Source organism: Verrucomicrobiia bacterium (assembly GCA_035495615.1).
Classification (GTDB): Bacteria; Omnitrophota; Omnitrophia; order Omnitrophales; family Aquincolibacteriaceae; genus DATJFP01.
Window position 1 is genome coordinate 12,557 of record DATJFP010000036.1, and the last position, 24,875, is coordinate 37,431.

Here is a 24,875-nt window from a genome sequence, read left to right on the forward strand (position 1 = left end):
TCCGGTCCTTCCATGAAGCCTTACGAGCCTTTCGACCATCCCGCGGACATCGGACTCATCATCCGCGGCAAAACCCAGGAAGAACTGTTCACACACGCGGCCCTGGGCTTTGCAGACCTGGTCACGGACGCGGCAGCGCTTGCGTCCGCCGTTCCTTCCGTGGAGCGCACGATCCGGCTCGAAGCCGAAGACATGCCCGAGCTTTTGTTCTCGTGGCTGCGCGAACTGGTCTATCTTTTTTCCGCGTCGTCAGTCGTCTTCACTCGTTTTAAATTCTCCGCGTTGACGTCCGGCCGCCTGGAGGCCGTGGCGCGCGGCACCCCTTTCGATCCTGCCCGGCACGTGTCCAAAATGGAAGTGAAAGCCGTGACCCGCCATCAATTTTTCCTATCCCGCACCCCGGCGGGGGGATGGGAAGCCCGCGTCATCTTTGACGTTTGAGCCGGCCGGCAAAACGCGGATTTTACACGCCCTTTACATAAAATAGAAAGGAGCCGCAAAGGCTTCCTGATAAAATAAGGGCATGACGACGCTGACTTCGCCTTTACGGAAACTCGACGATTACCGCTGGGAAGTGCCCACGTCTTATAAGAAAGGCATGCGGGTTCCCGGCCTGATTTTCGCCAGCGAAAAAATGCTGCCCGCGCTGCAAATGGACCAGGCCGTCGAGCAGGTGGCGAACGTCGCGCATCTTCCCGGCATCGTGAAATATTCGCTGGCCATGCCCGACATCCACTGGGGCTACGGCTTTCCGATCGGCGGCGTGGCCGCGACCGACCCGCAGCAGGGCGGCGTGATTTCGCCGGGCGGGATCGGCTTCGACATCAACTGCGGCGTGCGGCTTGTGCGCACGAACCTGCGCGCAGAAGAAGTCCGGCCGCGCCTGAAAAGCCTGGTCGCGCTTCTTTTTAATAAGGTGCCATGCGGCGTCGGCGTTTCCGGCTCGATCGAGATCGGGAAAAAAGACGAGCGGCGCATGCTGACGCAGGGCGCGCGCTGGGCGGTTTCTGAAGGCTATGGCAGCGAAGAAGACCTGGAAGCCACGGAAAGCGGCGGCGCGCTGGAAGGCGCGAATCCGGACGTTGTGTCCGCCCGCGCTTACGAAAGAGGCCGCGGCCAGCTCGGCACGCTGGGCTCGGGAAATCATTTTCTCGAAGTGCAGGAAGTGGAAAAAATTTTCGACGAAGAAACCGCGCGCGCCTTCGGCGTGGAAGAAGGTCAGGTGCTCGTCATGATCCATTCGGGCTCGCGCGGCTTCGGCTACCAGATCTGCGACGATTCGCTGGAAGGCATGCGGCGCGCGCTTACGAAATATCAGATCGCGGTGCCGGACATCCAGCTTTCCTGCGCGCCTGTGGATTCGCCGGAAGGGCGGGGGTATCTCGGCGCCATGCGCTGCGCAGCCAACTACGCGTGGGCCAACCGCCAATGCCTGATGGCGCTCGCGCGCGAATCTTTCGAAAAGTTTTTCGGCCGGAGCTGGCGCGATTTGGGCATGGAACTGATTTACGACGTGGCGCATAATATCGCCAAATTCGAGACGCACGAGGTCGACGGCAAAAAAATGAAACTGTGCGTGCACCGCAAGGGCGCGACGCGCGCATTCGCGCCGGGCGAAGAAGAACTTCCCGGGCCTTACCGCGAAACCGGGCAGCCGGTCATTATCCCGGGCGACATGGGGCGCAATTCGTACCTGGCCGCGGGAACGCCGCGGGCCATGGAAGAAACGTTCGGCACGTCCTGCCATGGAGCGGGACGGGCCATGTCGCGGGGCGCGGCGTTGAAGGCTGCGCGCGGCCGCTCGATCGAGAAGGAATTGGAAGAGAAGGGCATCATCGTGATGGGCAAGGGCCATAAAGGCATTGCCGAAGAACAGCCGGCCGCGTATAAAGACGTCAACGACGTGGTCGAGGTGGTGCACGCGGCGGGGATTGTCCGCAAAGTGGCGCGCATGCGGCCCATGGGAGTGATCAAAGGATAGCAGCCGTCAGCATGGACGGGACGCCAAAACTTTATAGTTTCGGCAGGCTCTCGGAAGCGGGACGCTTCCGTATGCGCACCAGGATTTGTCAGCATGGGCGGGGACAGGCCTTTAGACCTGTCCCTCCAGGTCGAGAACGCAGGACTTCATTGATAGTAAGTGAGCCGTCGCGGCAAAAAAATCAAAAGCATGGGCATGGCTAAGGAAATTATTGTCATCATCGAAGACGAAAAAAACATCGTCGAGCTTTTGCAGTACAACCTGGAAAAGGAAGGCTACCGCGTTTTCAGCGCGCTCCGGGGGGAGGAAGGCCTGGACCTGGCGCGCAAACATCTCCCGTCGGTCCTCATCCTGGATCTGATGCTTCCCGGCATGGACGGGCTCGAAATCTGCAAGACGCTGCGCCAGAATCCGGAGACGTCTCGCATTCCCATCCTCATGCTGACCGCGCGGGGCGAGGAAGTGGACAAGGTCCTGGGCCTGGAGCTCGGGGCCGACGATTACGTGACCAAGCCTTTCAGCCCGCGCGAGCTGGTCGCCCGCATCAAGGCCGTGCTGCGGCGCTCGCAGCCCGCGCCCGACACGGCGCTCCTGCGCTGCGGCCCGTTGGAACTGAACGCCGAAACGCATCAGGTTACCCTGAAAGGAAAGATCCTGGATCTGACGTCCAAGGAATTCCATTTGTTGAAAGCGCTGATGGCGGCGCAGGGCCGCGTGCTCTCCCGCGCGTATCTCCTGGAGCACGTGTGGGAATTCGACCGCGGCGCCAACATCGAAACGCGCACCGTGGACATGCACGTGGGACAGCTGCGAAAAAAACTGAAATCGGAGGCGCTCAAGATCGTGACCGTCAAAAACGCCGGCTACAGGTTTGAACGTGAAGCCTAAAAAGAAACCTTTTTTCCATCTGACGCTGGGCTGGCGGCTGGCCCTTCTTTCGTCTCTGGCCTTTCTCCTCGTCTTCCTGGCCGCGGGCTGGGCGGTGGAAAAAGCCGTACGCTCATCGGGATCGCCGGACGTTTTCAGGGGCGCGGTGGCTGCCGGGGCGCTGCTCGGAAGCGCCGTCATTTTTTTGATGGGGCTTGTCTGGGGCAAGCGCTTCAGCCGGCGGGTCAACGGGATTTCCCATGCCGCGTCGCGTTTCGCACAGGGCGACGTGACCGGAAAAATTTTCGTCGAGGGTGACGACGAGCTGCGCACGCTCGCGCATTCGGTCAACCAGATGGTCTCTTCTTTGAAAAGGCGCATGGCGGAAAATGAGTCGGAACGCGCGAAGCTGACCGCGATCCTGGAGCACATGGGCGAAGGCGTGATCGCGGTCAACGAAGCCCGGCAGGTCCTGCTCGCAAATTCTTCGGCGGAAGAAATCTTCGACGTGCCGCGCGGCACGGGACCGGGCAAAAGCCTGCTGACCCTGACCAAAAAGCCGCGGCTCGACGAGATGATGGCCCACGCCATCGAGCGGGGGGCGAGCGTTTCCGGTGAGATCGAGCTCGTCCGCGACGAATCCAAGACGCTGCAGGCCAGCGCTCTCGGCATCGGACGCAACGCCGAAAGCGTGTCCGGCATCCTTGTCCTTTCCGACATCACCCAGATCCGAAGGCTCGAGAACCTGCGGCGCGAATTCGTCGCAAACGTTTCCCACGAGCTGCGCACACCGCTGACTTCCATCCGCGGTTTCGTCGAGACCCTGCTGGGCGGTGCGCTGCGCGACGCGGCGACCAGCGAGCGGTTCCTGCGCATGATGGAAGACGATTCGCGGCGGCTGGAAAGGCTGATCGACGACCTGCTGGAGCTTTCCCGGCTCGAGGCGCGCCAGGCGCCGCTGCAGCTCAAGGCCGTGGACCTCGCCCGTGAAGCCGGGCAGGTGATGGAAGGATTCGGCAAGCGCCTGAAAGAAAAAAATATCGCCGTCGAAAACCGGATGGCATCCAAAAAAATTCCTGCCGTAAACGCGGACCAGGACCGGGTGCGCCAGGTCCTGCTGAACCTCGTGGACAACGCCATTAAGTTCAACCGGGACGGCGGGCGCATCGCGCTCGACGCCGAAGCCCTGGACGGCCGCGTGTGCGTCGTCGTGGAAGACACGGGCATCGGCATTCCGGAAGAGGCCGTGGCGCGGACGTTCGAGCGCTTTTTCCGCGTGGACAAGGCGCGCAGCCGGGACGCGGGCGGCACGGGGCTCGGTCTGGCCATCGTGAAGCACATCGTCGAAGCCCACGGCGGAGAAGTCGCATGCGAGAGCGTGCTGGGCCGCGGTTCCAAATTTTCGTTCACGCTGCCGGTCGAGGGGCCGGACCGAACCGGCAGCTTGTGAGTCGGGTCGAAATCTGTTAGTCTTCTCCGTGCATCCTGCGGGAAGATTCCCGGGCGGGAAAAAATGGCGAGGTCAAAGTGAAACGGCATTTCGAAGACGAACTCAAAACGCTCAAAGAAAAACTTTTTCGCATGGGGCTTCTCGTTGAAGAAGCCATCCGCAAGGCCACCGAAGCTCTCTTTGAACGCGATTCCAAAAAGGCTCTGGAAGTCATCAAGCACGACCAGGAGATCAACCTCCAGGAAATCGAGATCGACGAGGCCGGCCACGAATTTATCGCCCTTTACCAGCCCGCCGCCGCCGACCTGCGGCTCATCACCATGGTCCTCAAGATCAACAATGACCTCGAGCGCATGGGGGACCAGGCGGTCAACATCGCCGAAAAAGCGCTCATCATCAACCAGGAACCGCCTCTCAGCAAGCCTTCGCGGGACCTGGTGAAGCTCACCGAAGCCGCGCTCAAGATCGTCCGCGACGCGCTGGACTCTTTCATGGAGACGGATCCGGCCAAGGCCAAGGAAATCCTCGAGCGCGACGACATGATCGACGACCTGAACGACCAGCTCTACGACGAAGTCCAGAAGATCATGCAGGAAAACGTGGGCTGCGTGCGCGCGGGCGTCAGCCTCATCATGGTGTGCCACAACCTCGAGCGTGTCGGAGACCTGGCGACGAACATCGCCGAAGACGTCATTTACGTGAAGCGAGGCATCGACGTTCGCCACCACATTCGCGAAAGGCGCGCGGAAAACACCTGAGCCTCTTCCCGTCCCTTCTTCCCGGGCGTCCGTTTTTTTTCATCGCAACCCCACTCCTTCGAATGGTTTAAGCAGTCTAGACAAATCTACTCGCCTGAGGTATCATAACTCCTCCGGGAAAGGGAGTCCCTCCGGAGTTCCCCTATCGCAATCATCACAGCATTCTTACTTATCAGGAGGTCCTTTATATGAATCTTCGTGACGCATGGGTCGACAAGCGCCAGGGCGATGGCAACAGGACCCAGATGCACTACGCACGCAAGGGTATTATTACGGAAGAGATGGCTTACGTGGCCCGGCGCGAGTCGCTCGAGCCGGAATTCGTGCGTTCCGAAGTGGCCCGCGGCCGCATGGTCATTCCCGCGAATATCAATCACCGCAATCTCGAGCCCATGGCCATCGGGATCAACGCCCTCTGCAAGATCAACGCGAATATCGGCAACTCCGCCGTCACCTCCGACATTCCGAAAGAAATCGAAAAGCTCCACATGTCCGTGAAGTTTGGTTCGGATACGGTGATGGACCTTTCCACGGGCCGCGACCTGGATGAAACGCGCATCGCGATCCTGAAGCACAGCCCGGTTCCGGTCGGCACGGTTCCGATTTACCAGGCGCTCGAAGAAGTGAACGGCATTCCTGAAAACCTGACGCCGGACATCATGTTCGACGTGATCGAAAAGCAGGCGCAGCAGGGCGTCGACTACATGACGATCCATGCGGGTGTCCTTCGCGCGCATCTGCCGCTGGTCGCCACGCGCATCACGGGCATCGTGAGCCGCGGCGGCGCGATCCTCGCGCAGTGGTGCATGCGCCATCACAAGGAAAACTTTCTCTACACCGAATACGACCGCCTCCTCGCCATCTGCAAAAAGTACGACGTGACAATTTCCCTCGGCGACGGCCTCCGTCCCGGCTGTCTCGCGGACGCGAGCGACAAGGCGCAGTTCGCGGAGCTGGAAACGCTCGGCGAGCTGACCAAGAAAGCCTGGGAACAGGACGTGCAGGTCATGGTCGAAGGCCCCGGCCACGTGCCCATGGACCAGATTCCCATGAATATCCAGAAGCAGATCGAAGTCTGTCATGAAGCGCCGTTTTACGTTCTCGGCCCTCTGGTGACGGACATCGCGCCGGGTTACGATCACATTACGTCGGCGATCGGCGCCGCGATCGCGGGCCACTCGGGCGCCGCGATGCTGTGCTACGTGACGCCGCGCGAGCATCTTGGTCTGCCGGATCTCAACGACGTGAAGCAGGGCGTGATCGCGTACAAGATTGCCGCCCATGCCGCGGACATCGCGCGTAAGCGCCCGGGCGCCCGCGACCGCGATGACGAACTTTCGAAGGCGCGCTTTACGTTCAACTGGAACCGCCAGTTCGAGCTTTCGATGGATCCCGAGCACGCGCGCGCGCTGCACGACGAAACGCTGGCCGACGATTACTTCAAGGAAGCGGAATTCTGCTCCATGTGCGGCCCGAAGTTCTGCTCCATGGCCATTTCCCAGGAGCTGACCCAGCTTGGCCAGGCGAATAAAGATTCCAGAGACAAAAAGAAAGAGGAAAGGCGGGAAAAACTCCTTCAGAAGAGCTGATCTTCCGAAGAATTCTCCATGAAAAAATTCTACAACTCCATCCAGGATGAAATCCAGGCGCTGAAACAGGAACGCCGCGCCGTGATCCTGGCCCACAATTACCAGATCGCCGAAATCCAGGACATCGCGGACTTCACCGGAGACTCGCTCCGGCTCGCGCAGGAAGCCAAGAAAACCGACGCGGAAGTGATCCTTTTCTGCGGCGTGCATTTCATGGCCGAAACCGCCAGCATCCTTTGCCCGGACAAGAAAGTGCTCGTCCCGGACCTGGAAGCCGGCTGCTCGCTGGCCGACATGGTGCTGCCCGAAGACATCCGCAAATGGAAAGCCGGGCATCCGAACGGCGTCGTGGTCTGCTACATTAATACGTCCGCCGCGGTAAAGGCCGAATGCGATTACTGCTGCACGTCCGCGAACGCGGAAAAAGTCGTGCGCGCGATTCCCGCGGACAAGGAAGTCCTTTTCGTGCCCGATTATTTTCTCGGCACATTCGTCAAGCGCAAGACCGGCCGGCAGAACATGGAATTGTGGAAAGGTTATTGCCCGACGCATGTCATGATCCAGTCGGAAGCGATCGATAAGATCAAGCATGACAATCCCGGCGCGGAATTTCTCATGCACCCGGAATGCGGCTGCATGACGAAATCCATGGAATACGCGGACAAGGTGCTTTCCACCGAAGGCATGGTGAAGTACGCGAACGAATCACCGTGCGGGAAATTCATCGTGGCGACCGAAACCGGCATCCTTCACCGCATGCGCAAAGACAATCCCGGCAAACAGTTTATCCCGGCGTCGTCGCACGCCGTTTGCAGCTACATGAAAATGAACACGCTCGAAAAAGTCGTGGCCAGCCTGGAAAATCTCCAGTACGAGGTGAAGGTGCCCGAAGAGCTCGCGCGCAAGGCCTACCGCTGCATCGAGCGCATGATGGAAATCGTATGATCGAAAGAAAGAAAACGCGGCAGGTGAGCATCGGCGGCGTGACCGTCGGCGGCGACGCTCCCATTCGCATCCAGTCCATGTGCACGACGCACACGCGCGACGTGGAAGCGACAGTCGACCAGATCCACCAGCTGACGGAAGCCGGCTGCGAAATCGTCCGCGTGGCCTGTCCCACGGAAGAAGACGCGCGCGCGCTCGGCAAAATCCGCAGCCGCATCAAGATCCCGCTTGTCGCCGACATCCACTTCAATTACCGCTTCGCGCTGATCGCGCTCGACGAAGGCGTGGACAAATTGCGCCTGAACCCCGGCAACATCGGCAAGAAAGAACGTACGGTCGAGATCGTGCAGAAGGCGAAGGCCCGCAAAGTCCCGATCCGTATCGGCGTGAACGGCGGCTCGCTGGAAAAAGACCTGATGGAAAAATACGGGCCCACGCCCGAAGCGCTGGTCGAAAGCGCCAAGCGCCACGTCCAAATCCTCGAAGAACTCGATTTTCACGACATCATTCTCTCGCTCAAGGCTTCCGATGTTCCGACCATGGTCGCGACGTATCGTCTCGCCAGCCAGACGTTCGATTATCCGCTGCATCTGGGCGTGACCGAGGCCGGCACGCTGCTGCGCGGCAGCGTTTACAGCGCCATCGGCATCGGCATGCTGCTGCACGACGGCATCGGCGACACGATCCGCGTTTCGCTGACGGCCGAATCGGTCGAGGAGCTGAAAGTCGGCAAAATGATTTTGGAAGCGCTCAACATCCGCAAGGGCGTGCGCGTGATTTCCTGCCCGAGCTGCGGCCGCGCGGAAGTCGACGTGTTTAAGCTCGCGGCGCAGGTCGAAGACCGCGCCATGAAATTGAACGATCCCATGACGATCTCGGTGCTTGGCTGCGTCGTGAATGGCCCGGGCGAAGCTCATGAATCCGATTTCGGCGTGACCGGCGGCAAAGACAAGGGCATGATCTACATCGACGGCAAGCAGCATCGCGTGGTCGATGAAAATGCGCTGGTCGACGAACTTTTCAAGGAAATCGACGCCAAGAAGAACGCCCCTTCGAATACTGCAGACTCGACCGCCGCTCCCAAGGAATAATCCATGAGCTTCTTCGATTACGGGCCTCTCCAGGACATCGCGGAAAAAGTTGAAGCCGGAGAACAGCTTTCGTTCGAAGACGGCGTGCGGCTTTATCGCACCAACGATCTTCCGCTGCTCGGCAGCCTCGCGCAAACGGTACGCCGCCGCATCAACGGCAACCGCGTTTTCTACTCGATCAACCTCCACGTCAATCACACGAACGTCTGCACGCTGCGCTGCCTTTTCTGCGCGTTCGCGCGCCGTCCCGGCGAAGAGGGCGGCTATACCTTTTCCACGGACGAGATCCAGGACAAGGTCCGGCAGGGGATCGCGAAATGGCAGATCAATGAAGTCCACATCGTGGGCGGCCACAATCCCGATCTTGGCCTCGATTATTACGTGGACATGTTCCGCAAGATCCGCGAGGCCGCGCCTTCGATTTATATCAAGGCGCTGACGGCCCCGGAGATCGACGACCTGGCGCACCGTACCGGGCTTTCTTACCGCGACGTGCTCGCGCAGCTTCAGGCCGCGGGTCTGGACGGGCTTCCGGGCGGCGGCGCGGAAATCTTCCATCCGGTGACGCGGCGCAAGATCTGCCACGAAAAAATCGACGCGGATACGTGGCTGGCCATTCATGAAATAGCGCATGAGCTCGGCCTGCGGACGAACGCCACCATGCTTTACGGCCATATCGAGTCCGACGAAGACCGCGTCGACCACGTGCTTCGTCTCCGCGAACTGCAGGCCAAGACCAAGGGCTTTTATTCGTTTATCCCGCTGGCCTACAATTCAGACAACAACCCGCTCCAGAAACTGGGCGAGGCGGGCGGTTTCCTCGACGTGAAGGTTTATGCCGTGTCGCGGCTTCTCTTCGATAATATCCCGCACATCAAGGCGCACTGGATCACGACCGGTCTCAAGATGGGGCAGGTGGCGCTTTCCTTCGGGGTCGATGACCTGGGCGGGACCAACCTGAACGAAAAGATCGTCCACGACGCGGGTTCCGAAACGCCGGTCGACCTTTCCCAGGACGAGATGGTCCGCCTGATCCGTGACGCGGGCTACGAGCCGTGTCTCGTGGACAGTTCTTACCAGTTTGTCGGCTGATTCCGGCCCCATTTGCTAAAATGGCGGACGCCGAGCATACTTACAACAGCAGTGAACCCGCAGTTCAACCCCTGTTTTGAACATGAGAGACCACAGCCGGTACCAGCGTCAGATGATTCTGAAAGAAATTGGACGCGAGGGCCAGCGCCTTTTGGATCAGTCCTGCGTCGCCGTCGTCGGGCTCGGAGCCCTGGGATCGGTTTCCGCCAACCTGCTCGCCCGCGCGGGCGTCGGGCATCTGGTCGTGATCGACCGCGATTTCCTCGAAATCAATAACCTGCAGCGCCAGGTCCTCTACGACGAAAAGGACCTTTCCCAAAACCTTCCGAAGGCCGTGATCGCGGCGCGGAAGCTGCGCGACATCAATTCCGAAATCATGATCGAGGAAAAAGTCGCGGACGTGAACCCTCTTTCCATCCACGAAGTCCTGGACGGTGTCGACCTCATCGTGGACGGCACGGACAATTTCGAGACTCGGTTCCTGCTGAACGACTACGCGATTTCCAAACAGATTCCCTGGATTTACGGAGGCGCGGTCAGGACCGAAGGCATGACGTACGTGGTCCTGCCGGATGATCCGCCGTGCCTGCGATGCCTTTTCGGCGAAGTGCCGCCGCACAAAGACATGCAGACCTGCGATCAGGTGGGCATCCTCGCGCCCGTCGCGCACATGGTCGCCTCGTTCCAGGCGACGGAGGCCATCAAGATCCTTGCGGGAAAACAGGCCGCGGTCGAGCGCAAACTCTGGAAAGTCGACGTCTGGCACCGCCACTTCAAGACGATTTCCGTGTCGCACCTGAAAGCCAATCCGTGCACCGGCTGCCGCGGCGGCCATCTTCCTTACCTGGACGACGAGGCCCCGGCCACGCGCGGCGTTACGCTCTGCGGCCGGAACGCGGTCCAGATTTACCAGACCGTGCAGCAAGAGCTGAATTTCAAGGCCCTCGCCAGCCGGCTGGAGCACCAGGCGGAAGTCACATTCAACGAATACCTGCTCAACATCCGCACTCCCGACCCGTACGAAATTACCGTTTTCAAGAACGGGCGGGCCATCATCAAAGGCACCGAGGACATGGGCCGCGCCAAAAGCCTCTACGCCAAATACCTCGGCTGCTGATCCCGGATTTTCGCGGTCCCAAGAACTTCGCTTCACCTTCCCATGCCTTTGTGCTAGTTTATTGCATCGGCCGGACGGCCTGACCACCATCAAAGAGGACGGACTCATGGATAAAGTGATTTTGACGCGTGAAGGTTTCGACAAGCTGGTTGAAGAATTGACTTTTTTGAAGGGAAAGAAACGGATCGAAGTGGCCAATGCCCTTGAAGTGGCCCGCGCTCACGGCGACCTGCGCGAAAATTCCGAATACGACGCGGCCAAGGAAGCCAAGGCGCGCCTTGAAGAGCGCATTGCCGCGCTCGAAGACAAGCTTTCCCGCGCGAAAGTCGTGGACCCGCAGTCCATGCAGCACGACAAGGCCTTCCTCGGCGCCAAGCTCAAAGTGAAGAACCATCACAGCGGAGACACGTTTGTGTATATGCTGGTTTCTCAGGACGAAGCGGATTTCGCTGCCGGCAAGATTTCCGTGACTTCTCCCATCGGCAAGGGGCTTCTCGGAAAGGCCGTAAAAGAAACCGTCGAGATCAAAATCCCGGCGGGCACCATCAAGCTGGAAGTTATCGAAATCACTTACGGCTGATCATGTTTTACCTTCTGGCCCCGCTTTACTCACTGTTCAGCGTGGATTTTTACCGCCTTATTCTCCGCCGCCGCCTTTCCTCCGGTTTCATTCACCTGCTCGTCCTCAGCACTCTCAGTCTCATCATCGTCCTGGTCTTTTCCTTCACGCGGCTTTTGCCCGGCATCAACCGCTTCGCCTCGTGGCTCGAGAACGAATTGCCGCCGATGACGTGGACGCCGGAAGGCCTGGTCATGAACGCCCGCAGCCCGCTGAACCTCGTGCATCCCGATTACGGGCTCCTGGCCACGCTCGACATGACCCAGAACGAGGTCGAGCCTGAAGCGCTGGGCGATGCGCCGGTTTTCGTGACCTCGAAAAAACTCTATCTCAATTTTGGCGACAACGACATCCGTTCCTACGACCTGACGAGCCCTCCGGAGAAAGTCCCGCAGGACAAGCTGGTTCTTCAAATCGACGGGGAATTTATCCGGTCCATGGCGCGTGCCGCCAAGCCTTTTATAATCGGCGCGGCGGGCGTCCTTGCAATCCCGTTTTTTTTCCTGCTCCGCCTGGCCGAGGCTTTTGCCGCGTCCGGCATCGGCATGCTGATCAACCGTCTGCGGAAGCTGCCGCTTTCGTACGCGCAGGTATTCACGTGCTCATGCTACGCGCTGACCCTGGCTTCGATTCTCGAATTGCGCGGCCTGATTCTCCCGGTTTTTTCGGCGGTCCCTTTCGGCTTGCCCGGAACGCTGCTCGTGACGGGCGCTTACCTTTTCCTGGCGGTCAAGAAAACGGAAATGAAGATCCCCGAAAGCTTGTGACGAATTATTCCTGCGTCGGGCAGGTGCTTTCGTCGCGCGCGCCCCAGTAGGAAAGCAGGCTGCCGCCGCCGAGAATGAGGATCATGCCCGTGAGCGAGGCGGGCGACAGGGTTTCTCCCCAAAAGAAGAGGCCGTAGAGAAAGGAAAGCAGCGGGGTCAGATAAGAAAACGGGCTGACGAAAGACGCCGGGGCCCGGCGCAGGGCGCGCGTCATCCAAAGCTGCCCCCAGAAAGCGCCCGCGGCCACGCCCAGCAGGGCAAGCAGGTCTCCGGTTCCCGGCCATTGGAACGAACGGAAGAGAAATGGAAGCGAACCGAGCGTCGAGACCAGCGTGAAATAAAAAATGATGGTCAGCGATGACTCACGGCCCTTCAGCGACGCGATCGTCACGTAAGCGATCGCCGAGAACACGGCTGACAGCACCCCCCAGAAAAAATTCATGTTCCATCCTCCGGCATCGCCGTGCAGCAGGAGATAAAGCCCGGCGAAACAGACGCACACGAGCACGGCCAGCATGGGGCGCACCTTTTCTTTCAGGAAGACGGCCGAAAAAAGGACGACGAAAAGCGGCGCCGAATAATTGAGCAGGACTGCGGTGCCCAGCGGCATGCGGCCGATCGTGTAGAAGTGCAGCGACAGCGCGAGAAATCCTGTCACGCCGCGCATCACGAGCGCGGCTTTGTGGCGTCCCCAGACCGGAATGGCATTCATCTTCATCAGCGGTACGAGGACGAGCACGCTGAGAAAACTGCGCGTGAAGACGATTTCCATGCTGGGGACGCGCGGGCTGGCCAGCTTGACGCAAAGGGCCATGACCGAAAAGGCAAACGCCGCACGGACCATGAGGAAGACGCTCGCAAGATGATCTTTTGAGAATTTCATGGCAGCATGATAGCAGGGAACGGCAGGAGCCGGAAAAAATCATGAAAGAAACCGCGGAGCAAAAAAAGAAAAGGGCAGCCCGTATCATGGTCCGGCTCGAAAATGCCTATCCTGATGCCGAGTGCGCCCTTGTTTTTTCCAATCCACTCGAGCTGATGGTGGCCACGATCCTGTCCGCTCAGTGTACGGACAAGCGCGTGAACATGGTCACGCCCGCGCTTTTCAAAAAATTTCCCGCCGCGAAAGATTACGCGGAAGCGCCGCTTCCGGAACTCGAAAGCCTGATCAAGAGCACGGGCTTTTACAAAAACAAAGCCAAGAACATCCAGGGCGCGGCGCGCGAAATCACGGTGCGCTTTGGCGGCGAGGTTCCCGCGAAGCTCGAAGACCTCGTCACGCTTCCAGGCGTCGGAAGGAAAACCGCGAACGTGGTTCTCGGCAATGCCTACGGCATTCCCGGTATCACCGTCGATACGCACATGATCCGCCTGAACAACCGCCTCGGCCTGACCCGGCAAAAAGACCCGGTTAAGATCGAGCAGGACCTCATGCCGCTTGTCCCGCAGAAGCATTGGACCCAGTATTCCCACCTCATCATCCACCACGGCCGCGCCCGCTGCTTTGCCCGCAAGCCCGATTGTCCGGGCTGCGAGCTCAAGGACCTCTGCCCTTCTGCCTTTAAAGTTTGATCTAACTTTAAGCTAGCCCATAGCTTAAATGAAAGCTCCAACCCCGCTCCGGAAAACTATCAATTCATAACATCCTTAAAAAATAAAGATCAATAGCTTGCAATGCCATTCTTATTTATGTAACTTTTAAAAAGAAGCCGTCTACTTCTGACGGCCCGACTCGAAAGGAAATCACAGTCATGGACAATGAACAAAGTTCTCCGATCGATCCGGCTTCCAAAGCGCCAGCGGAAATCATGACGCTGCAGGAGGTCGCGGATTATCTGGGGCTTCATTACCTGACCATCTACCGTCTTATCCAGGAGCGCAAGATCCCGGCCGCTAAAATCGGAGGAAGCTGGCGTTTTCGGAAAGATGTTCTGGATGAATGGATCAAGAACGACATGCATCGCCGGTTTAAAAACAACCGGTCCAAGCGCGTCGCCTGATCCCAACGGAAGACAGGTTAAGTCGCAAGATGAAACGTAATTCCACTCTTATCTTAATGGTGGGTTTTCCCAAAGAGGAAGGCCTGAGGATGAAAAAGTGCCTGCCTCAGGAATTGTCTTTCCTTTCGCTGGCCGTGGACTGCATCCTTTCGAGCAAGCAGGCCCTGAAGCAGCTCGACCACACGCAGTACGACCTTTGCATTCTGGACGCCCGTAAAAAACCCGCCGCGGCGCGCAAACTTCTCCTCGATCTCTGCGGCAAATGTTTCCGCATGCCCGTCATCTGCGTGACCGCGGGCTCGGCCCAGGGACAGGGCATGGCGCTCCTGCGCGCAGGCGCGAAAGATTATCTGTCCGGAAAGGAGTTCAGCCCGGGCGCGCTCGCGCGCAAAATCCAGGCCGTCTTGAAAATGGAACAGAAAAAGCGCCTTCAGAAAAGGACCGAGACCGACATTCAGAGGGCGCACCGCCGCAATGAGCAATTCCTCGCCTCGATCACGTCCATTCTCATCGGCATCCGCCGCGACGGCACGGTCACGTACTGGAACCAGGTCGCGGAAAAAACATTCGGGATTCCCGCGCACCAGATCGTGCACCGGCCTTTTTCGGAATGCACGATCGCATGGGATCTGCCGCTGCTCTTGAAAGGGATCAAGGAATGCATGCAGACGAAAAAGTCGGTGAAGGTCGAGGACGTGAAATACCGGAAGCCGGACGGGGAAGTCGGCCTTTTGGGATTCACGCTGAATCCGCTCAGCGAGGCGTTCGGCAGCCAGAGCGAAGTCCTGGTGCTGGGCGCGGACATCACCGACCGCAGGGCCTACACGCGGGACCTCGAGGCCGCGAACCAGAGGATCGCGCAGGAAAAGGCAAAGGCCGAAGCGATTCTTGCCAGCATCGGCGAAGGGCTTGTCGTGACAGACAAGGAAGGAAGGATTGTGCTGGCCAACAAGCAGGCGATCGCGACCTTCCACTGGCATCCGGTGGACATCATCGGGCAGCCGCTCCTGGAACAGGTGCCGCTCTGCGACGAAAAAGGCCGGCTTATTCCCGCGGACAGGCGGCCGACCACCATCGCGCTCATGACCGGAAGGAGAAACGCGATCACTGCAAGTTACGGCGAGGGCGCCAACATGGTGGCCCTGCAGATCCTGGCGTCGCCCGTTCTCTTCGACGGCAAGGCCGCGGGCGTCATCGTGATCTTTCGCGACATCACCCGCGAAAAAGAAATCGACAAGACGAAAACGGAATTCATTTCCACGGTGTCGCACGAACTGCGCACGCCGCTCACGTCCATCCGCGAAGGCGTGGCGCAGGTCTCCGAAGAAATCCTGGGCCCGATCAACGCGGACCAGAAGGAATTCCTCGGGATCGCGCTGGAAGAGGTGGACCGCCTGGCCGCGATCATCAATGACCTGCTGGACATTTCCAAGATCGAGGCCGGCAAAGTCATACTGAAAAAAGCCTGGGTGGACCTGAAGGAGCTGGTGGAGCAGACCGTGTTCGCGTACCAGAGCTTGATGAAGAACAAGAGCATCGATCTGGCTGTGGACCTCCCGGAAGAAATGGCAGATGTCTTCTGCGATTCCGACAAGGTCAAGCAGGTGCTCACGAACCTGCTCACCAACGCCTACAAATTCACGCCCGACAATGGGCGCATCACGGTGCATGTCCAAAACCGCGCGAAAGAGATCCAGGTGAACGTGCGGGACACGGGCATCGGCATCAATGAAGAAAATCTCCCGAAACTTTTCAACAAATTCGTGCAGGTCGGACGCACGGCCGGGCCCGGCATCAAGGGCACGGGCCTGGGCCTTGCGATCTGCAAGAATCTCGTCGAGATGCACGACGGCCAGATCGGCGTCGAGTCCCAGCAGGGCGAGGGAAGCTGCTTTTATTTTACGCTGCCGCGACTGCAAAAAGATTCCGTGGCGCAGAAAAACATCGATCAGGGGCTGGAAGAGCTCGGGCAGCAGGCGCCGAACCTTTCCGTCATGGTGCTGAAGCTGACCGAGCACGCCCGTGCCGGTAAGGCCGACCCGCGGCGCGTGTATGAAATCTTGAAGCCGTTCTCCAAATGGATCCAGCGGCGCCTGTTGAACGGCATCGGCGACATCTTCCTGAACGGGTTCGACGAGAGCATGGTCGTGCTGCCGGGCATGAACAAGAAAAAGGCCGTGGAGCTCGGCGAGCGGCTCAAGGCCTCGCTTGAAGAATTCGTGAAGACGCATGCCGCGGGCCGCTCGTCCGACTTCGAGATCGCCTTCGGCATTTCGACTTATCCGGAAGACGCGGACACGAGCGAGAACCTGCTGTCGAAAGCGCGGCCCTCGGAATCTTCGCACATCTCCGCGCCCGAGCGCCGCGGCTCAATGCGCCTGCCGTGCCGCGTGGCGGTCACGATCCAGGACGACGCCGGGGAATGGGCCGAATCGGAAACCGTGAATCTGGGACAAGGCGGCTTCAAGCTGTACGCAGCCGTGCCTTACCGCATCGGTGCTGTCAAGCAGGTCGAGCTGAGGCTGCCTTTGAAAAACGGCACCGTAAGGTCGAAGGCCGTCGTTGTCTGGGTACAGCGGGACGGCAAGCCCGACCGCTATCTGGTCGGATTCCAATTCGTCGGAATTTCAGAGGCCATGAAATCCAAGATCAAGCATTTCATCGAAGAAGGCCCCGCCGAAAACGGCGATTTCCGGAAAACGGCATGAACCCCTCACCCTTCCCTCTCCCCAAAGGGGAGAGGATAAAGGAGAGGGGATAAAGTGAGGAGAATATGAATCTCAAAGGCAAAAAAATCCTGTTCGTGGACGACGAGCCCACGATCGTCAAGATCATGATGAACCGGCTTAAATCGCATTCGTTCGTCGTCGAGACCGCGCTGAATGGCAAGGAAGCGCTCGAGAAAGCGAAGACCTTCCAGCCGGACCTCATCCTGCTCGACGTGTCCATGCCCGGCATGGACGGCTACGAAGTCTGCCAGCTTCTCAAAAAAGACCACGCCACCGCGCACGTGCCGGTCATCATGTTCACGGCCTCGCAGGCGGAAGATTTCTTGACCAAGGGCCTCCGCGCGGGCGCCGAGGACGTCATCAATAAGCCTTTTGTCGCCGACCTTCTGGAATCCATCAAAGGGGCGTTCAACGGAAAAAAAGAAGACGAGGTTTGATCTCATGGAAAATGCCGTGCCGGTGCTTTTGATCGAGGACGATCCGGGAGACGTCCGCCTGGTCCGGCAGCAGCTCGCCGCCTCCAAAGACACCCATTTCGAAGTCGTGGAAAAAGGACTGCTCTCCGAAGGCCTCGAACGCCTGGCTCAGGGCGACATCCGCGTGGTGCTTCTCGACCTTTCGCTGCCGGACGGCCGGGGCCTCCAGGCCGTCACGCGCGTGCATGAGGCTTCGCCCGCCACTCCGATCATCGCTATGAACGTCGTGGAAAACGGGACGCTCGCGCTGCAGGCCGTGCAGGAAGGCGCGCAGGATTTCTTCGTCAAGGCTGCCGGGAGTTCCGCCAGCCTGCCGCTCGTGATCCGGCTGGCCATGGAACGCAAAAAAGTCGAGCGGGAGCTGGCGCGGCTTGCGTCGTTTGCCTGGAAAAATCCGAACGCGATTTTCGAAAGCAGCTTCCAGGGCAAAGTCCTTTACCTCAATCCCGCGGGCCGGCACGCGTTTCCGGAGCTTTTGGAAAAAAGCGACCATCCTTTTTTGAGCGGCCTGCCGGCCTTGATCGAGGCGCTGCAGAAAGACCGGAAAGACGTGGCCGTGCGCGAGCTCGAGCTCGGCGAATCCATTTACGAGCAGCACGTCTGGTATATCCCCGAGGCGCGCGTGATTCACAGCACGCTCGTCGACGTCACGGAAAGAAAGCGCGCGGTCGAGGCGCTGAAACGGCGCACGGTGGAAGTCGAGCGCATGAACCGCGTCATGATCGGGCGTGAAATCAAAATGAAGGAACTCAAGGAACAGGTCAGGCGGCTCGAGTCCCAGGGACCGCAAGGCAAGGAAGCAGCCTAACAACGCAGGAAACAGTGTCATGAAGCTCGGAACAAAACTGGTGATGGCCTTTCTCGCGATGGCGGTGCTCGTTGGCTGCGTGGGTTTTTCCTCGTTCCTCGAGCTCAAACGCGTGCTCGAACCGCTCACGTTCGATATTCCCCAGGGCCTGCGCAAAATCGAAAGCACGTCGCACCTGGATGCTCTCGCCCAGAAGATCCGCCACTACGACCAGATCCTCACCGAATCCGCGCGGGATTATGTTTACACCGGCGGCCGGCAGTACAAGTACCGCTACAAGGAATTCGAGCCGCGCCTTGATGCCGCGATCCGGGAAGCCATCGAGAAAGGCGATGAAGAAGACAAAAAAATATTTTCGGCCATGCAGCAGGCCAAGCTTACATTCGTTAATCTCGAGTACCAGGCGCTCGCGTCCATGGATAAGGGCATGAAGCCGGAGGCCATGCAGATCCTCGAGACCGCGGATTACTGGCGCTCGAAAGGCGAGTACCGGCGCGGCCTGGAAGATTACATCGAGCGGCGCGGCAAGCAGTACGGCGAGTCCCTGCAGCTGACCTCGAGCCAGGTCGACGGCGCGGTGATGAACACCCACCATCTGGTTGAAAATGCCATCCAGCGGCTTTGGGTCATCAGCACGCTGGCGCTCATTCTGGGTATCTGCCTCGGCCTGTATGTTTCGCGCAGCATTCTCGCGCCCATCCGCGCGCTGAAGCAGGGCGCGGAGGTCATCGGTAAGGGCGACCTGAACCACTCGATCGAGATTCTTTCCCGCGATGAGATCGGGCATCTGGCCTCGGCCTTCAACGACATGACGCGCAAGCTCAAGGAATCGTATGCGGGCCTCGAAGACAAGGTGCTCGAGAAGACGAGCGAGCTCGGGCACAAGGTGGAAGAGATCGAGGAACAGAACAAGATCCTCGAAATGTCCAAGGCCGCGATGCTGAACGTGCTGGAAGACCTGGAGCATGCCAAGTCCGAAGTGGACGAGGAGCGGGCGAAAGACGAAGCCATCCTGGCCAGCATCGGCGACGGCATGATCGCGACCGACCCGCAGGGAAAAATCATCAAGGCCAACAAACAGGCGGAGGTCATGCTGGGCGTGAAGGCCGCGGACATGCTCGGGAAAACCTTCAGCGTGGTCATGGCGCACGAAGATGAGGACGGCAACGCGGTGCCGCCGGAGCAGAGCCCGATCCCGCTGTCGCTCGCGCGCGGTAAAAAAGTGCTGGCCATCGCCTATTTCGTGCGCAAGGACGGCACGCGGTTTCCCGCGGCCATCACGGTCTCTCCGATCGTGCGCGAAAACAAAATCATGGGTGCGATCGAGATCTTCCGCGACATTTCCAAAGAAAAGGAAATCGACCGGATGAAGACCGAATTCATCAGCCTGGCCTCTCATGAGCTGCGCACACCGCTCACCGTGATCCGCGAAGGCGTTTCGCTCGTCATCGACGAAATCCTCGGGCCGACGACGGCGGAACAGAAGTCCTTTCTGTCCATGGCGCTCAAAGACATCGACCGTCTGGGACGCATCATCAACAACCTGCTCGACGTTTCCAAGATCGAGGCGGGAAAAATGGAGATGAAGCGCGTCCACGTGAACCTGTCCGACATCGCCGCCGGCGTGGCGGAGGCGTTCGCGCAGCACGCGAAATCCAAGAAGCTGGAACTCAAGACGCGGTTTCCCAAGAAGCCCGTTGAAATGTACGTGGATAAAGATAAAATCGTCCAGGTGTTCACCAACCTCGTCGGCAACGCCATGAAATTCACGGAACAAGGGTCGGTCGAGATCTCCATCGAAGACGGCGAAGACATGATCATCTGCTCGGTGCGCGATACGGGCCGGGGCATTTCCGAGCAGGATATGGAAAGGGTGTTCCGGAAATTCCAGCAGTTCGGCGGAGCGGCCTCCAGCGGGGAAAAGGGCACGGGCCTCGGGCTGTCGATCGCCAAGGGAATCGTGGAAATGCACCACGGCAGGATCGGCGTGGAAAGCATTCCCGGCCAGGGAACGCGGTTCTTTTTCAGCCTGCCGAAAGACACCCCCCAGAAACTTTTCCAGGACCAGCTTACCCGGGAACTCCGCGCGGCCATGAACGAGAGAAGCGCGCTTTGCGTAGTTTCGTTCACGCTGAGAGACCTTCGCTTCGGCGAGTCCGCCGGCAGCGCCAGGGAAAAGACCGCGGGAGCGCTCCTTGAAGACGTGATCCGCGCCGTCACGCACAGCCAGGCCGACCAGGTGCTGCGGGAAGGCGAGAGCGTTTTTGCCGTCTTCTCCGGCGCGGATAAAAAAGAAATCGAAAAGATAGCTTCGAAAATCCGGACGGAGTTTGCATCCGCTCTGGAAAACGCGGGCAAGAAAGGCGCGAAGGCCGGCCTGGATTTCCGCATCGCGAATTATCCCGAGGACGGGGCAACAGGCGAGGAGCTTTTGTCGCTTCTGTCCGCCGCATGAACGGAGTCGAGAGATGAAAAAAATCCTACTGACCGACGACGAACCGAACATCGTAAAAGTCGTGTCCGCGCGCCTCAAGGCGCACAATTACGAAGTGATTCCGGCCTACGACGGCGAGTCGGCCCTCGACGCGGTCTACCGCGAAAAGCCGGACCTCATCCTCCTGGACATCATGCTGCCCAAACTCGACGGCTACAAAGTCTGCCAGAAGCTCAAATCCGATCCGAAGTGGAAAGAGGTCCCCATCATTCTCTTTTCGGCCAAGACCCAGGCCGCGGACAAGCAGACCGGGCGCGAATACGGGGCGGACGCCTATATCGCCAAGCCTTTCCAGCCGGAACAGCTCCTGGAAACCATCAAGTACCTTCTCAAGGAATAGTCCCGAAACAAACTGCCTCCCGCCTTGTTGGGAGGAAAACGAACGTGGACAAAGGGCATCCCCCTGAGTTATATTAATCCTTCCTTTTCCAGGAAGTTCCCCTGAAGGGACAAGGCAATAAATACCCCCTTAAACCTGAGTCGGAGACGTTATGGGACGCGAAAAAACTTTTACCGAGGCCAATTTTGACACCGAAGTGCTGGGTTCCTCCCAGCCCGTGCTCGTGGATTTCTGGGCGGAATGGTGCGGTCCCTGCCGCATGCTGGGTCCGGTGATCGAGCGTATCGCCGAGGCGAACGAAGGCAAGCTCGTCGTGGGCAAGCTGAACGTGGACGAAAACAGCAGCGTCCCCCAGAAATATGGCATTCAGGGCATCCCGACCATGATCATCTTCAAGGGAGGGGAAGTCGCCTCCCAGCTCGTGGGCTTTCAGTCCCAGGAAAAAATCCAGAAAGCCATCGACTCCGTCATTTAATCTTCCGGTTTCCCCGGGGCGGTCCCCTGAAAAAACGGAACACACAGTGTCTTTGATTTTTTAATTCAAGCAAAGGAGAAGTTCCAATGAAAATGACTGAAGGAAAATTAAAAGGGCTCGAAGCGCTTTCCAATGACCGGGGCGTAATTGCCGCCGCCGCCATGGACCAGCGCGGTTCCCTGCGCAAGAGCCTGGCCAAGGCCAAGGGCGTGGAAGACAAGCAGATCACCGACGCCATGATGCAGGAATTCAAAACGCTCGTCACGAAGGTGCTGACGCCGCATGCCACTGCGATCCTGCTGGATCCCGAATTCGGCCTGCCCGCGGTGAAAGCCCGTTCGAAGAACGCCGGCGTGCTTCTCGCGTATGAAAACAGCGGCTACGACAACACGAAGCCCGGACGCCTTCCGGACCTTCTGGAAGTCGAGACCGTCCGTTCGCTGCAGGAAGCGGGCGCGGACGCGATCAAGATCCTTCTTTATTACACGCCTTTCGATCCGAAGCCGATCAACGACCATAAGCATGCGTGGACCGAGCGCATCGGCGCCGAGTGCGCGGACCGCGACATCCCGTTCTTCTTCGAATTCGTGGGTTACGATCCCGCGGGCGGCGACGTGAACACGCTCGAATATGCGAAGCAGAAGCCGGAAATCGTGGCCAAGAGCATGGAAGAATTTTCCAAGGCAAAGTATCAGATCGACGTGCTGAAGGTCGAGATGCCTATTAATATGAAGTTCGTCGAAGGCACCAAGTCCTTCAAGGGACAGAAGGCCTACTCCAAGGCCGAAGCCGTCGCGTCTTTCAAAAAGACGGCGCAGGTCACCAAGAAGCCCTTCATTTATTTGAGCGCGGGCGTGGATGACGATGAATTCCGCGAAAGCCTCGAGCTTGCGGCCGAATCCGGCGTGCGATACAACGGCGTGCTTTGCGGCCGTGCCACCTGGAAGAACGGCATCCCGGTTTATGCGAAAGAAGGGGCCAAGGCTTTCGAAGCGTGGCTTCTCGATCAGGGCGTGAAGAACATCAAGGCCCTGAACGCGGTGCTCGACAAGTCCGCGACCGGCTGGTACGACGTGTACGGCGGGCGCGACAAGGTCCAGGCCGTGGGCAAGACGCTCGAAACGGCGCGCGCTTAAGCCGTTTTTGCGACCGGATGAAGTACCGGAAACTGGGCAAGACCCAGCTCGAGGTATCGGAAGTCGGCTTCGGCTCCTGGGCCATCGGCGGCCAGGGGTACGGCGCTACCGTGGACGACGAGTCGATGGCCGCGCTGGAAACGGCGTGGGAACATGGCGTCAACTTTTTCGACACGGCTGACACCTACGGTGACGGCCACAGCGAAAAGCTGATCGCGCGATTTTTGAAGTCCAAGCCCCGGGACAAGGTCATTGTGGCCAGCAAGGCCGGCTGGGATTTTTATCACGAGCCCGTCCGCAAGAATTTCACCCCCGAGCATATCCGTTTCGCCTGTGAGCAGAGCCTGAAGCGCCTGGAAGTGGACGCGATTGACGTGCATCAGCTCCACAACCCCTGCCTGGACGAAATCGCGAAAGGCGAGGCGGTCGGCGAGCTGGATAAGCTGCGCAAGGAAGGCAAGATCCGCTTCATCGGGATCTCGGTGCACCGCGAGGACGAGGCTTTGGCTGCTTTGAAAGACCCGCGCGTGGACACGGTGCAGCTGATCTTCAATTTGATCGATCAGCGCATGGCCGAAAACGTTTTTGACAAGGCCAAGGCCGCGAACGTCGGCATTATCGCGCGAGAGCCGCTGGCCTGCGGTTATCTGACCGGAAAGTACGGTCCGAGCCACGAGTTCGCCAAGGGCGACCACCGGCGGCGCTGGCACAAGGACAAGCTTGAGATCGACACGCAGAAGATCGAGAAGCTGAAAAGTATCCTGGCGACGCGGCGGCTGTCGCTTGTCCGCGCGGCGCTGGAATTCGTGCTGGATTTCGACGCGGTTTCGACCGTGATCCCGGGCGCGAAGCGGCGCGAACAGGTCCTGGAAAACCTGCTGGCGTCGGAAGACCCGATGCTCCGGATCCAGGAATCGCACCAGCTTCGCGAGCTTTACAAGAAGGAAGAAATTTTTTCGAAAGGCCTCAATCCTTGCTAAAGGACAAAAACGATGAATTTTGATTTCAGTTCCGAACAGCTCACGCGTTACAGCCGGCACTTCATCCTTCCCGAGATCGGGGAGCCCGGGCAGAAGAAACTGCTCGCGTCCAAAGTGCTGCTCATCGGTTCCGGCGGCCTGGGTTCGCCGATCGGCCTTTACCTTGCCGCGGCCGGCGTGGGCACGCTGGGCCTTGTGGATTTCGACAAGGTCGACCTTTCCAACCTTCAGCGCCAGATCATCCACACGAACGATTCCATCGGCACGCCGAAGATTGAATCCGCGGAAAAGCGCATCAAGGCCATGAACCCGGACACGAAAATCGTGAAGTATCCGGTGAAAATCACTTCCGAGAATGCGCTCGACATCATCAAGGACTACGACCTCGTCATCGACGGCACGGACAATTTCCCGACGCGTTATCTCACGAGCGATGCCTGCGTATTCCTTAATAAGCCGAACATCTACGGTTCCATTTTCCGTTTTGACGGGCTCGCCACGGTTTTTAAATCCGACGAAGGCCCGTGCTACCGCTGCCTGTATCCGGAACCGCCTCCTCCGGGCATGGTCCCGAGCTGCGCCGAAGGCGGCGTGCTGGGCATTCTTCCGGGCGTCATCGGACTCATCCAGGCGACCGAAGCCGTGAAGCTCCTCGTCGGCATCGGACGCACGCTGGTCGGGCGCCTGCTCGTTTACGACGCGCTGCAGATGACCTTCCGCGAGCTCAAATTGAAAAAAGATCCCAACTGCCCCGTGTGCGGCAAGAACCCGACGATCACCCAGCTCATCGACTACGAACAGTTCTGCGGCCTGGGACGCGGCGGAGCGCAGGACTCGATCGACGAAATCAGCGTGGTCGAGCTCAAGGCCAAGATCGATGCCAAGGGCGATTTCCTGCTGATCGACGTGCGCGAACCTTTCGAGTATCAAATTGCGAGCATCCAGGGGGCGAAACTCATGCCGCTCGGAACGCTGCAGGACCACCTCCCGGAACTCGAAGCCTACAAGAACAAGGAAATCGTGGCGCATTGCCATCATGGCGGCCGCAGCCGCCGCGCGCTGCAGATGCTTCAATCCAGGGGCTTCAAGAAGCTGAAGAACGTCGCGGGCGGCATCGACCAGTGGTCGGAAAAAGTCGACCCGGCCGTCGCGCGTTACTAA

Annotated in this window: 24 protein-coding genes; 23 read left to right on the top strand and 1 reads right to left on the bottom strand. The window is 59.1% G+C overall.

The features are described from left to right. Positions 1-12: 12 nt before the first annotated feature. The 12 genes from VL688_04570 (at position 13) to VL688_04625 (ending at position 12,276) form a co-directional block, all read left to right on the top strand. On the top strand, positions 13-441 hold the full coding sequence (locus tag VL688_04570) for an archease (protein ID HTL47317.1): 429 nt from the start codon (positions 13-15) through the stop codon (positions 439-441). Positions 442-532: 91 nt separating this feature from the next. Then, positions 533-1,981, top strand: coding sequence for an RtcB family protein (locus VL688_04575; protein HTL47318.1), 1,449 nt, complete (start codon positions 533-535; stop codon positions 1,979-1,981). Between the two features lie 195 nt (positions 1,982-2,176). Continuing rightward, entirely contained in the window at positions 2,177-2,869 is a 693-nt protein-coding gene (locus tag VL688_04580) for a response regulator transcription factor (GenBank protein HTL47319.1), read from the top strand. After that, positions 2,859-4,298, top strand: coding sequence for an ATP-binding protein (locus tag VL688_04585; protein ID HTL47320.1), 1,440 nt, complete (start codon positions 2,859-2,861; stop codon positions 4,296-4,298). The genes VL688_04580 and VL688_04585 overlap by 11 nt, the downstream gene beginning before the upstream one ends. Positions 4,299-4,375: 77 nt before the next feature. After that, entirely contained in the window at positions 4,376-5,056 is a 681-nt protein-coding gene (gene phoU / locus VL688_04590; GenBank protein ID HTL47321.1) for a phosphate signaling complex protein PhoU, read from the top strand. Positions 5,057-5,244: 188 nt separating this feature from the next. Next, complete coding sequence (gene thiC, locus VL688_04595; protein ID HTL47322.1) at positions 5,245-6,645, top strand: phosphomethylpyrimidine synthase ThiC; 1,401 nt, start codon at positions 5,245-5,247, stop codon at positions 6,643-6,645. Positions 6,646-6,663: 18 nt separating this feature from the next. Further along, positions 6,664-7,590 (top strand): quinolinate synthase NadA, encoded by a 927-nt coding sequence (gene nadA, locus VL688_04600; protein ID HTL47323.1) that lies wholly within the window; start codon positions 6,664-6,666, stop codon positions 7,588-7,590. Then, positions 7,587-8,681, top strand: coding sequence for a flavodoxin-dependent (E)-4-hydroxy-3-methylbut-2-enyl-diphosphate synthase (ispG, locus tag VL688_04605; GenBank protein HTL47324.1), 1,095 nt, complete (start codon positions 7,587-7,589; stop codon positions 8,679-8,681). Before nadA ends, ispG begins: the two co-directional genes overlap by 4 nt. Positions 8,682-8,684: 3 nt before the next feature. After that, positions 8,685-9,773, top strand: coding sequence for an aminofutalosine synthase MqnE (mqnE, locus tag VL688_04610; protein ID HTL47325.1), 1,089 nt, complete (start codon positions 8,685-8,687; stop codon positions 9,771-9,773). 82 nt (positions 9,774-9,855) lie between these two features. Further along, positions 9,856-10,890, top strand: a complete 1,035-nt coding sequence (locus tag VL688_04615) for a ThiF family adenylyltransferase (GenBank protein HTL47326.1) — start codon at positions 9,856-9,858, stop codon at positions 10,888-10,890. Positions 10,891-10,996: 106 nt separating this feature from the next. Next, positions 10,997-11,470 (top strand): transcription elongation factor GreA, encoded by a 474-nt coding sequence (greA, locus tag VL688_04620; protein ID HTL47327.1) that lies wholly within the window; start codon positions 10,997-10,999, stop codon positions 11,468-11,470. Positions 11,471-11,472: 2 nt separating this feature from the next. Continuing rightward, positions 11,473-12,276: a DUF1189 family protein gene (locus tag VL688_04625; GenBank protein ID HTL47328.1), complete on the top strand. Its 804-nt coding sequence runs from the start codon at positions 11,473-11,475 to the stop codon at positions 12,274-12,276. Between the two features lie 4 nt (positions 12,277-12,280). On the opposite strand, the gene VL688_04630 is transcribed toward VL688_04625, so the two are convergent. Beyond that, positions 12,281-13,159, bottom strand: coding sequence for a DMT family transporter (locus VL688_04630; protein HTL47329.1), 879 nt, complete (start codon positions 13,157-13,159; stop codon positions 12,281-12,283). A 41-nt stretch (positions 13,160-13,200) separates the two neighbouring features. Here VL688_04630 and nth point away from each other — a divergent pair, with 41 nt between their 5' ends. The 11 genes from nth to moeB all read left to right on the top strand — a co-directional run bounded on the left by nth (position 13,201) and on the right by moeB (position 24,875). Next, the gene (nth, locus tag VL688_04635) at positions 13,201-13,848 is read left to right on the top strand and encodes an endonuclease III (GenBank protein ID HTL47330.1); all 648 of its coding nucleotides are present in this window, start codon (positions 13,201-13,203) and stop codon (positions 13,846-13,848) included. A gap of 179 nt (positions 13,849-14,027) precedes the next feature. Beyond that, a complete protein-coding gene (locus VL688_04640; protein HTL47331.1) occupies positions 14,028-14,276 on the top strand; it encodes a helix-turn-helix domain-containing protein in 249 nt (82 codons plus the stop codon). Between the two features lie 89 nt (positions 14,277-14,365). Then, complete coding sequence (locus VL688_04645) at positions 14,366-16,984, top strand: ATP-binding protein (protein ID HTL47332.1); 2,619 nt, start codon at positions 14,366-14,368, stop codon at positions 16,982-16,984. 65 nt (positions 16,985-17,049) lie between these two features. Further along, positions 17,050-17,442 (top strand): response regulator, encoded by a 393-nt coding sequence (locus tag VL688_04650; GenBank protein HTL47333.1) that lies wholly within the window; start codon positions 17,050-17,052, stop codon positions 17,440-17,442. Between the two features lie 4 nt (positions 17,443-17,446). After that, the gene (locus VL688_04655; GenBank protein HTL47334.1) at positions 17,447-18,289 is read left to right on the top strand and encodes a response regulator; all 843 of its coding nucleotides are present in this window, start codon (positions 17,447-17,449) and stop codon (positions 18,287-18,289) included. 19 nt (positions 18,290-18,308) lie between these two features. Next, positions 18,309-20,744, top strand: coding sequence for an ATP-binding protein (locus VL688_04660; GenBank protein HTL47335.1), 2,436 nt, complete (start codon positions 18,309-18,311; stop codon positions 20,742-20,744). 13 nt (positions 20,745-20,757) lie between these two features. After that, positions 20,758-21,123, top strand: a complete 366-nt coding sequence (locus VL688_04665; protein HTL47336.1) for a response regulator — start codon at positions 20,758-20,760, stop codon at positions 21,121-21,123. 151 nt (positions 21,124-21,274) lie between these two features. Further along, positions 21,275-21,598, top strand: coding sequence for a thioredoxin (gene trxA, locus VL688_04670; protein ID HTL47337.1), 324 nt, complete (start codon positions 21,275-21,277; stop codon positions 21,596-21,598). A gap of 86 nt (positions 21,599-21,684) precedes the next feature. Continuing rightward, the gene (locus VL688_04675) at positions 21,685-22,734 is read left to right on the top strand and encodes a tagatose 1,6-diphosphate aldolase (protein HTL47338.1); all 1,050 of its coding nucleotides are present in this window, start codon (positions 21,685-21,687) and stop codon (positions 22,732-22,734) included. Between the two features lie 17 nt (positions 22,735-22,751). Next, entirely contained in the window at positions 22,752-23,714 is a 963-nt protein-coding gene (locus VL688_04680; GenBank protein ID HTL47339.1) for an aldo/keto reductase, read from the top strand. 12 nt (positions 23,715-23,726) lie between these two features. Then, positions 23,727-24,875: a molybdopterin-synthase adenylyltransferase MoeB gene (gene moeB / locus VL688_04685; GenBank protein ID HTL47340.1), complete on the top strand. Its 1,149-nt coding sequence runs from the start codon at positions 23,727-23,729 to the stop codon at positions 24,873-24,875.

Excerpts from the sequence above, each read along its gene's own strand:
- trxA (HTL47337.1), top strand. The coding sequence starts at position 21,275 with ATGGGACGCGAAAAAACTTTTACCGAGGCCAATTTTGACACCGAAGTG.
- VL688_04665 (HTL47336.1), top strand. The coding sequence starts at position 20,758 with ATGAAAAAAATCCTACTGACCGACGACGAACCGAACATCGTAAAAGTC.
- thiC (HTL47322.1), top strand. The coding sequence starts at position 5,245 with ATGAATCTTCGTGACGCATGGGTCGACAAGCGCCAGGGCGATGGCAAC.
- VL688_04680 (HTL47339.1), top strand. The coding sequence starts at position 22,752 with ATGAAGTACCGGAAACTGGGCAAGACCCAGCTCGAGGTATCGGAAGTC.
- moeB (HTL47340.1), top strand. The coding sequence starts at position 23,727 with ATGAATTTTGATTTCAGTTCCGAACAGCTCACGCGTTACAGCCGGCAC.
- VL688_04675 (HTL47338.1), top strand. The coding sequence starts at position 21,685 with ATGAAAATGACTGAAGGAAAATTAAAAGGGCTCGAAGCGCTTTCCAAT.
- VL688_04630 (HTL47329.1), bottom strand. The coding sequence starts at position 13,159 with ATGAAATTCTCAAAAGATCATCTTGCGAGCGTCTTCCTCATGGTCCGT.
- VL688_04645 (HTL47332.1), top strand. The coding sequence starts at position 14,366 with ATGAAAAAGTGCCTGCCTCAGGAATTGTCTTTCCTTTCGCTGGCCGTG.
- VL688_04640 (HTL47331.1), top strand. The coding sequence starts at position 14,028 with ATGGACAATGAACAAAGTTCTCCGATCGATCCGGCTTCCAAAGCGCCA.
- VL688_04650 (HTL47333.1), top strand. The coding sequence starts at position 17,050 with ATGAATCTCAAAGGCAAAAAAATCCTGTTCGTGGACGACGAGCCCACG.
- VL688_04660 (HTL47335.1), top strand. The coding sequence starts at position 18,309 with ATGAAGCTCGGAACAAAACTGGTGATGGCCTTTCTCGCGATGGCGGTG.
- VL688_04625 (HTL47328.1), top strand. The coding sequence starts at position 11,473 with ATGTTTTACCTTCTGGCCCCGCTTTACTCACTGTTCAGCGTGGATTTT.
- ispG (HTL47324.1), top strand. The coding sequence starts at position 7,587 with ATGATCGAAAGAAAGAAAACGCGGCAGGTGAGCATCGGCGGCGTGACC.
- VL688_04570 (HTL47317.1), top strand. The coding sequence starts at position 13 with ATGAAGCCTTACGAGCCTTTCGACCATCCCGCGGACATCGGACTCATC.
- VL688_04655 (HTL47334.1), top strand. The coding sequence starts at position 17,447 with ATGGAAAATGCCGTGCCGGTGCTTTTGATCGAGGACGATCCGGGAGAC.
- nth (HTL47330.1), top strand. The coding sequence starts at position 13,201 with ATGAAAGAAACCGCGGAGCAAAAAAAGAAAAGGGCAGCCCGTATCATG.
- nadA (HTL47323.1), top strand. The coding sequence starts at position 6,664 with ATGAAAAAATTCTACAACTCCATCCAGGATGAAATCCAGGCGCTGAAA.
- mqnE (HTL47325.1), top strand. The coding sequence starts at position 8,685 with ATGAGCTTCTTCGATTACGGGCCTCTCCAGGACATCGCGGAAAAAGTT.
- greA (HTL47327.1), top strand. The coding sequence starts at position 10,997 with ATGGATAAAGTGATTTTGACGCGTGAAGGTTTCGACAAGCTGGTTGAA.
- VL688_04580 (HTL47319.1), top strand. The coding sequence starts at position 2,177 with ATGGCTAAGGAAATTATTGTCATCATCGAAGACGAAAAAAACATCGTC.
- VL688_04615 (HTL47326.1), top strand. The coding sequence starts at position 9,856 with ATGAGAGACCACAGCCGGTACCAGCGTCAGATGATTCTGAAAGAAATT.